Annotated in this window: 8 protein-coding genes; 3 read left to right on the top strand and 5 right to left on the bottom strand. The window is 67.8% G+C overall.

The features are described 5' to 3' along the window. Positions 1 to 1,017, bottom strand: a 1,017-nt coding sequence (locus tag VFE05_23555) for a hypothetical protein (GenBank protein HET6233074.1), incomplete at its 3' end; no start/stop codon positions are given. A 629-nt stretch (positions 1,018 to 1,646) separates the two neighbouring features. On the opposite strand from VFE05_23555, the gene VFE05_23560 reads away from it, so the two are divergent. The 3 genes from VFE05_23560 to VFE05_23570 all read left to right on the top strand — a co-directional run bounded on the left by VFE05_23560 (position 1,647) and on the right by VFE05_23570 (position 3,885). After that, on the top strand, positions 1,647 to 2,312 hold the full coding sequence (locus tag VFE05_23560; GenBank protein HET6233075.1) for a VWA domain-containing protein: 666 nt from the start codon (positions 1,647 to 1,649) through the stop codon (positions 2,310 to 2,312). 213 nt (positions 2,313 to 2,525) lie between these two features. Continuing rightward, the gene (locus VFE05_23565; protein HET6233076.1) at positions 2,526 to 2,918 is read left to right on the top strand and encodes a hypothetical protein; all 393 of its coding nucleotides are present in this window, start codon (positions 2,526 to 2,528) and stop codon (positions 2,916 to 2,918) included. Between the two features lie 535 nt (positions 2,919 to 3,453). Next, a complete protein-coding gene (locus VFE05_23570) occupies positions 3,454 to 3,885 on the top strand; it encodes a hypothetical protein (GenBank protein HET6233077.1) in 432 nt (143 codons plus the stop codon). A 161-nt stretch (positions 3,886 to 4,046) separates the two neighbouring features. Here VFE05_23570 and VFE05_23575 read toward each other — a convergent pair whose 3' ends face one another. From VFE05_23575 to VFE05_23590, 4 genes are all read right to left on the bottom strand, one after another. After that, a complete protein-coding gene (locus VFE05_23575) occupies positions 4,047 to 4,472 on the bottom strand; it encodes a DUF1801 domain-containing protein (GenBank protein HET6233078.1) in 426 nt (141 codons plus the stop codon). Between the two features lie 301 nt (positions 4,473 to 4,773). After that, positions 4,774 to 5,166, bottom strand: coding sequence for a VOC family protein (locus VFE05_23580; protein ID HET6233079.1), 393 nt, complete (start codon positions 5,164 to 5,166; stop codon positions 4,774 to 4,776). Positions 5,167 to 5,362: 196 nt separating this feature from the next. Then, the gene (locus VFE05_23585; protein ID HET6233080.1) at positions 5,363 to 6,178 is read right to left on the bottom strand and encodes an oxygenase MpaB family protein; all 816 of its coding nucleotides are present in this window, start codon (positions 6,176 to 6,178) and stop codon (positions 5,363 to 5,365) included. 152 nt (positions 6,179 to 6,330) lie between these two features. Then, positions 6,331 to 7,615: hypothetical protein (locus VFE05_23590; protein ID HET6233081.1), on the bottom strand; the 1,285-nt coding region annotated here is incomplete at its 5' end.

Consider the following 7,615-nt stretch of genomic DNA (forward strand, 5'->3'; position numbering starts at 1 on the left):
CCGATTGGTCATGTCCATGCTGTCGAGCGCCCGTCCCGCTGCATAATCCCGGTGGCCCCGGGCCAGAACTCGCATCGCCGCGGGATTGGCGGCGGCCGCACGGATGGCGCGTACCGCGTCAGCCAGCGTGGCGTCTCCGCCGCGCCGCCGCTCGAGCGCGTGTCCGAGCCGCTCCGCCAGCTTCAGGTGCCGCGCGGCCTTCTCCGCGTCGCCACTGATCACGGCGTCACCCCAGGCGCGCAGCTCCTGCTGCCAACCCCGCAGCCGCGCCTCCTGCGGGTACCGCGCGGCGTTCGCGTCCGCCGTGGCCAGGGACCAGCGGAGTGAATCCGAAGGGTGCTCCGGGCGCAGCTTCGGGAGGATACTCTTCCTCCGTCGTGCATCGTTCGCCCAGGGCGAGGTCGAATCGACCGCCAGGTACCGGTCCCAGGCCTTCGCGGCCTGGCCGTCGATGGTAATCGACTGGAGCGCCAGGGCAGCGTCGAACAGCGCTGCCCGGTTCTTCGGCTCCGTTTCCAGCGCCTCGACGGCGTACTCCAGGGCCTGCGCCAGGTCGCGCGGGTTCTGCGTCCGTTCCGCCCGCACGAGGTGCGTGCCGGCCAGGTCCACCAGCACGGGCACGGACCGGTGCGTGAGCGTGCTCGCCCTGGACAGCAGAGCGATCGCATCATCGACCGGATGCCCGGTTTCGTCTCCAAAGATCAGCTTCGCCAGTGCGGACCCCCGAAGCGCGTCCGCGTTCGTGCCGTCCGCGTCCGTGTCGAAGGCGTTCGCATCGAGCGCGCCCTCCTCGTTCGTCCCGCATGCCTCCCGCGGCACCGTCTCGTCCCCCTGCGCCGGAAGCGTGCACGGCTGGTACTCCATCTCGATCGAGAAACGCGGGGCGAAGGCACGTTTGAGATGTGCACCCGCCAGCTCGTGCAGCGGATTGGCCGGCCGAGGATTGTACAGCCAAGCACCGACCACCGCGGCGCCCAGAACGCACACCGCGATAAAGAATGGGATGCGGCGATTCATTTTCACCACTGGATAGATGTACGAAGGAGAGAAAGCGCCCCGGACGTGGCCGGGACGAGGGGTCGTCGGGCGGTAGGCGGTGGGGTGGCGTACGGATCGGGATTCCAGAAACGACAACATCGAACGTGGATGCGGAAAGTGCGTCGACCAAGGGAGACGCACAAGCCTGTCGTGTCCGGATCTGTATCTTTGCGGCACAAATCGAATCGCGCCGTGTGAAGGTTCGCGGAGGCTTGAAGGCGCTACCCTGCCCCGCCCCGCATCGGGGAGCCGTCGCTGGGCGGTAAACCCCTCGGCGATTCCCCGCCCAACGGAAACGGCTGTCACGACGCGACCCCTCGCGCCGCGACAGCCGTTCTGCGCTGCGTGCAACTCGTCGCTCGTCGCGCGCGCACGACAGAGAAAACCCCGGTCCGGGTCCGACTGAGTGAGTCAGAGGGACGGCGCGCACCGCGGCTGGGCACCCGTCCCTTCGACTCCCGGTCGCGCGGATACTCTCGCTCGGGATGCCGCGCGCGAGTCATACTTCCAGCCCCTCTCCGCTGGAGAGCGCTGGGTTTGGCTCAGCGCCACTCGCCACGCACACCGCCGGCTCCCTGGCAAAGCAGCCGACCAGCACAGGAGGATGGATGCGCCGACGAGCTCGCATCATGGACGTGGCGATCGTCCCGGCCGGGCGCAGCTTCAGCCAGCTCGGCATCCTCGTTCTAGACGGCAGCGCATCCATGGCCGAGGAGGGTGAAGGCAAGATCACCAAGGCGCAGATGGTGAGCACAGCCGTCCGCGAGATGCTCACCCGCTTCAGGCGCTCGCCATACAGGCAGAACTTCTTCTTCGCCGTCGTCGCGTGCCGCGAGCAAGCGAGCGTCCACACGCCCGTCACGCCGGCAGAGCAGATCGACGATGGCGCCGACTACGACCCGACGCGCCATCACGGCGGCCGCACCGACATCGGGCCGGGGCTGGAAGAGGCGCAGCGGATCGCCGGGCAGTTCCTGCGCGCCGCGCCAGACGACCTCGTCTCCAGCGTGGTCATCGTGGTCGTCTCCGGCGGCGTGGACGTTAGTCCCGCCCGCACCCTCCGCATCGCCCGCGAGATCCGGCGCGACCCGTCGACCACGATCTGCACCACATTCCTTGCCGTTCCGGGCGACGCGGACCGGGAGACGGCAGATCGCCTGCTCGCCCTCGCCTCCGACCCCGCGACGGGCTTCCAGTCGATTTCCGGCCCGGACGCCCTCCTCGAGTTCTTCATCGCTTGCGTATCGAGCGGGACCAAGCTGGCGATCGCGTGATCGGGCGCCTTCTCACCACGCAACCCGCGACGGTCGCTGGAGATGTGTTTGCTCGGCGAGATGAAGGACAGGCAGATGAGAGCGTAGATCGAATCGCATCCCCCGACACGCGCGCGATCCGACCAGCCGTGTATCGTTGCCGAGCCGCCGGACGAGCGCCTACACTGCCGCGGAAGGTTCGGTTCGCACCCTGCTCCCCAACGAGGAGACGAGATGACAGAGGTTCTGATTCAGTGTGAGGGCTACACGAGCGACGAGCTGATGCGGGCGCTGGTGCCGTACGTGGATGGGACCGCCCTGCTGGAGGTGCGGCCGCGCAAGGTGACCATGCGCTCCCCCGCGCTGGACCCCAACGTCCTGGCCGGGATCATCCAGGCCGGAGCGGGGGTGCTCACGGCGTTGATCACGGGGCTCGTCGGGTGGAGGCGTGCCCGCGAGCAGGCGTCGGGGCCCGACGGCGGCACCGGAGCACCAGCCCGGCCGATTCGCATCTTCGGAGCCGACGGGACCGTGATCGAGATCCCGTTGAATGCCGACGAGAAGACGCTCGCGCTGCTCGTGGAACAGGTGCGACGGATCGAACGACCGCGCATCGAGCTCCTCTGAACGACCTAGGTCGAGGCTTCGGAAACCCGCGCGGGTCACGAGCCGGAAGGAAACGATCGAATGCTGCTGCCGATCACGATGCCTCATGTGCTCGGAACATCGGCGTTCGCCGACTGACAGCTCGACCTCGGACACCACACCCCGTCCTCGCCACCTTCCCCCACAGTCCGCGTCCCACGCCTCCTCCGTCCCGATCCGCCCCAGCGCCTACCAGCGAACGGGTGAAACGACCGGGGATGGAGGGCTGGCGCGCAATCGCGGTTCTCATCCCGCGAGAGAACCGACCGCCCGGAAACGCTGTCGATTGCGCTCCAGGTAAAACTCGGCCCTTCGCGTCCGTCTAAGGGAGAGAGACAGGCACTCTCTTTCAGAGTGCGGGTGAGTGCGCTTCGTCAGTTGTTGTGACGTGCGCCACGATCCCGCGCTCGGGACCAGCAGCGGAGGGATGGGAATGTTGTGGAAACCAGTCCTAGCGTCGGTGGGAAGCGGCGTCGATGTAACCGGGAGCGCGTTTCGCAGCGGAACGTGGAATCGCGTGTCCTCGGTGGGGCTGTCGCTGCTGGTGGCCGTGCTTCCGAAATGCTCGGTCTGCCTGATGGTGCACGGCAGCGTCCTGGCGGCGATGGGGCTGATGACCGTGCCGCAGCTGCCCCGGCCTGTCATCGTGGTCTCCCTTTTTGCCGCCGTGGGGCTCCTGGCCCGCGGCGCTCCCGCGCGGCGCGGCTATCGTCCCGCGGCCGTGGGATCGGTGGCGGCCCTGCTCCTGCTCGCCGATCTCACCCATTCGCACGGTGCCCATGCGGGACACGCCATGACCGCGGGCGCGCATCACCCGATCCTCACCGGGGCGGGCAGCGCGCTGCTCATCGCCGCATCGGTCTGGAACGCGTGGCCCTCGCGCCGCAACGCACCGCCGTCGGGACATTGCGCACCCTGCGGTGCGCCGGCATCGCCTCGCCCAGGGTGAGGGAGCCGGAACGGGCCAGGCGTTCAGCGCGGAGGTCGGAACGTGTGAAGTAGATGCGGAAACGAGGGCGTTGCCGAGCGCGGCGGCGACATTGGGAAGAAGATCGCCCCGCTCCGTCCGCTTCACCTGTCGGCCAGGGTGGGACGGATTGGCGGCTTGCCCTAGAGAGCGGACCCGCCGGAACGCGTCGATCCACCGTCCCAGCCGGGGATGGAGGCCGCCTGCTCGATCCAGATCGCCCACTGCTGCTCGTCGAACGGGTCCGACTCGCGCACGTCCACGGACCGCACGTCCTTGAACTGGCCGATGGGCGGAACCGGCTTCAGCGACGTCCCCTTGAAGAAGCTGAACTTGATGTGGCGCTGGAAGGCTGCGAAGGCGAGGAACCAGCCCTGCCCCTCCACGCCGTAGAACGGGCTGTGCCACCTCACGGCCTTGCGGACGTGGGGCACGTGCTTCACGACGAGCGCGTCGATGCGCCTGGCGATCGCGGCCTGCCACGGCTCCATGCTGGCGATGTACGCCTGCACGCCGGCATCCCCATCGGACTTGGGCAGCGACGCGGGACTACGTGCCTTTCGCGGCACGCTCTTCCCCGCTCTCGCGGAGCTGGTCGATCCCGCCTTCGGTGTGACCGGCTCCCTGGCGTCCTTCGTGGGCTCGGAGCCTGTCACGGCAGGCACATCGGCGAGGCTGGGATGGGCTGTAGACGACGGCATCGCTGCTCCCGCAGTGCGTGATGTTTGCCCGGCCCCGCATTCCGCCGCAGGACTCCGGCGCCAGCCGGATACCGTAGGTCAGCGGCAAGACTGAGAAGATCTGCCCGCCGTCATCAGATCCAACGAAATCGATGTCCAGCTCGGTCGCGCCTCGAAACCAGCGAACCGCTCAGTCGGCATCCGGGCGCCCGCCGAAGCTGAGGATATACCCATCGGGGTCCTCGATGTAGAAGTCCATCGTACCCCACGCCGTTGCCGAAAGCGGCTTGATGATCGTTGCGCCGTTCGCGGTGCACTGCGCGTAGAACGCCTCGATCCCGTCCACCCCGGCAGCCGCATCGAGATGCTCATTCGCTCGCCGGTGCTGCCGCTCTTCGTCGCATTTCGGCGCTTCCTTCAGGTGGAGCTCCAACCCGTCCAGCAGACCGATCGCGTAAAATCCGTCCCACGGCTCGCCGAACGTGAAGCCGAGCTTCTGGTAGAATGCGATCGAGCGCGCCAGGTCGTCCACCAGGAACTGGGGCGCGAGGGACGTCACCCGCGGCTTCACCGTGGTACTCATGGGGCCTCGCGTTTAGGATTCGATGTCGTCCGACTACTGACTAAGTAGCCCGAGATTCCGGTGACGCACAAGCATCTCGAGAGCCCCGAGTTCGCCAAGAAGATGCGCCGCCTGACGGACACCGCGAACGAGCAGAACCTCGACCCGCTTCAGGCGTTACTCGCGAGTGAAAGCGCCTGAAGCCTGACCGGCCGTTCTAGCTGACGGTCCTGCCGTTTCGGACGTCGGGTGCGCGGCTCGACTTGGCCGTGCGATGCCGATGAAGGCCGCCTTTCGTGCGTTCTCCCCTCCCACCGCTCTCCTCGCTTTTCGCGCGGTAATCCAGAGCCCGCGCCGCGGCGAGATACGTCGACGGCATGAGCAGCCGCTGGGTGAGGGAGCGCAATCCAGCACGGACCAGAACAGGATAGAAACGGAGCAGAGGCCGCAGCCATTCCGCAGGCTTCAGCCGTAGCAGGCCGCGCACGTGCTCGGGCGTCAGAATCGCCTGGATGCGCAGCAGGAGATGATACCGCCAGGGGCCAAGGTGCTTCCGGTATTGCGCGTAAAGTGCGTCCGTGCCATCGCCGTGCACGAGATCCCGGTGCAGGTGGCGCTCACGATCGGCTCTCCAAGCCGCGTAGGTCCGCGGAAGGTCGGGGATGCCCAAGCCGATTCCCACTCGCCGGAAAACGTCGTAGAGGTCGCGCTGCTCGGCTGCGCTCAACGGCCGCGCGAGCAACTCGTGTGCTCGCTCGGAGTAGTCGATGAGCATGTAGAGCACGTCGCGATGGGCCCAATCCGGGATCTGCTCGCCGCGCTGGTGCTCCACCGCCTGGTGAACCGCCCGGATGCGATCGAGCGTGCGCGCGGCGGTCGCTGCGTCGGCGAAGACGATCTGCTGGGCATATCCCGCGGTGGAGAAAAGGCGGCCGATGGGATCGCCGGGCAGCTTCCCGGTGAAGAACAGCCAGTCGATGGCACGGTTGAGCGCGAACTCCGCGGCGGAGCCGGTGAAGACCAGGAGCACCATGTCTCCATCTCCCCAGATCCTCCGCACGATGGAACCTCGCTCCACGAAATCAGCCACGATACCCCGCTCGGAAAGGCTTCCGGAAGATACGCGACGCGCCGCACCCGGCCGCAACGAGCGCTCGCAGGCATGCGTGCGCTCGTGACGCATCGTCAACGCTCGATCTCCACCTTCTCCACGTTGTCGAACCGTTCCAGGTCGATCAGCAGGACGTAGGGATCAATGCCGGCGTCGGAGGGCTTGCGCGGGACCGTCACCGTGATCGTCTGCCCGCCGGAGCGGATGCGGTGCATCCGCAGGTAGAGCGTCTCTCCGAAGTCCTCGCCCTGCTTCCGGGTTGGGGCGAAGACGCCGACGGGTATCCACTCGTTCATCGGCACCTCCGTCTCCACCCCCGCGGGGTCCACGGTCACCTTCCGCGCCCGCACGCGGAGCGTCACCTGCCAGCCACCCGCCGTGGTCCGCTTGGCCGTGGCGCGCTCCGTCTTCAGCTCCCAGAAGGTGTTCGCCGCGAACAGGTCGTGCAGCAGGTACCGCATCGAGTCCGGCGTGACCGCCTGGAGCTCGCGGTAAAGATCGAGACTGGTCGCCGGCGCTCCCGAACGATGCTTCTCGATCAGGCGTCTCCACGCCAGGTCCACCCGCTCCCTGCCGATGTACTCGCTCAGCGCGTACAAGGCGAACGGGCCCTTGCGGTAGGAGGCGTACGGGTCCATCGCCCGGAGCAGCGGAACGGACTGGCGGATGGGCACGATTGGATATGGCTGCCGGAAGAACCTCAGCAGCCGCCGGAGGTGGTCGCGCCCGTAGGTCTCCTCCACCACGCCCATCGCCGCGTACCACGCGAAGCTTTCCGACAGCAGCGGCGCTCCCTCGGCGAAGGCGTACGGGACTCCCCATTCGTGCGCCATCTCGTGCGCCATGATGGCGAACGGAAAGTCCAGCCCCCGCGGATCCTCGGCTGGATCGAAGAGGGCGAACCCCTGCCCGTAGTCGATGGTGGACGCGTCGGCATGCGCGCCCATCCGGCGGACGGGGTTCTCGACGAGGCGGATGTAATCGTATGGGTACGGCCCGAACTCGCGGCTGTTGCGGTCCAGCGACGCGCGGACGCTCCGGAGCACGCGGTCCACGTTCCCGGTGTGCGCAGGGTCATGGTAGATCTGGATCGTGACGCCGTTGCGCCGCTCCTCGCGCACCGTGTACCTCGCGGAGAAGAGGCCGTACTCGTTGCCGATGGGGACGCCGGTCGCATAGTGGAAGTAGCGGCGCCCGCCTTCGGTCCACGTCCGCCGCAGCGTCCCCGGCGCGATGGCTACCTGGTCTCCGCTCGTGCCCACGACCGCATCGACGGAGATGCGGTCGGCGCCCGCATCCCCGCCCTCCTCGCCGGTGACGTCCTGCGCGTCGGCGAGCGTGGGGAGCACCGGGCGCGGG

This window comes from Longimicrobiaceae bacterium (assembly GCA_035696245.1).
Lineage (GTDB): Bacteria > Gemmatimonadota > Gemmatimonadetes > Longimicrobiales > Longimicrobiaceae > DASRQW01.

Excerpts from the sequence above, each read along its gene's own strand:
- VFE05_23560 (HET6233075.1), top strand. The coding sequence starts at position 1,647 with ATGCGCCGACGAGCTCGCATCATGGACGTGGCGATCGTCCCGGCCGGG.
- VFE05_23565 (HET6233076.1), top strand. The coding sequence starts at position 2,526 with ATGACAGAGGTTCTGATTCAGTGTGAGGGCTACACGAGCGACGAGCTG.
- VFE05_23580 (HET6233079.1), bottom strand. The coding sequence starts at position 5,166 with ATGAGTACCACGGTGAAGCCGCGGGTGACGTCCCTCGCGCCCCAGTTC.
- VFE05_23585 (HET6233080.1), bottom strand. The coding sequence starts at position 6,178 with ATGGTGCTCCTGGTCTTCACCGGCTCCGCCGCGGAGTTCGCGCTCAAC.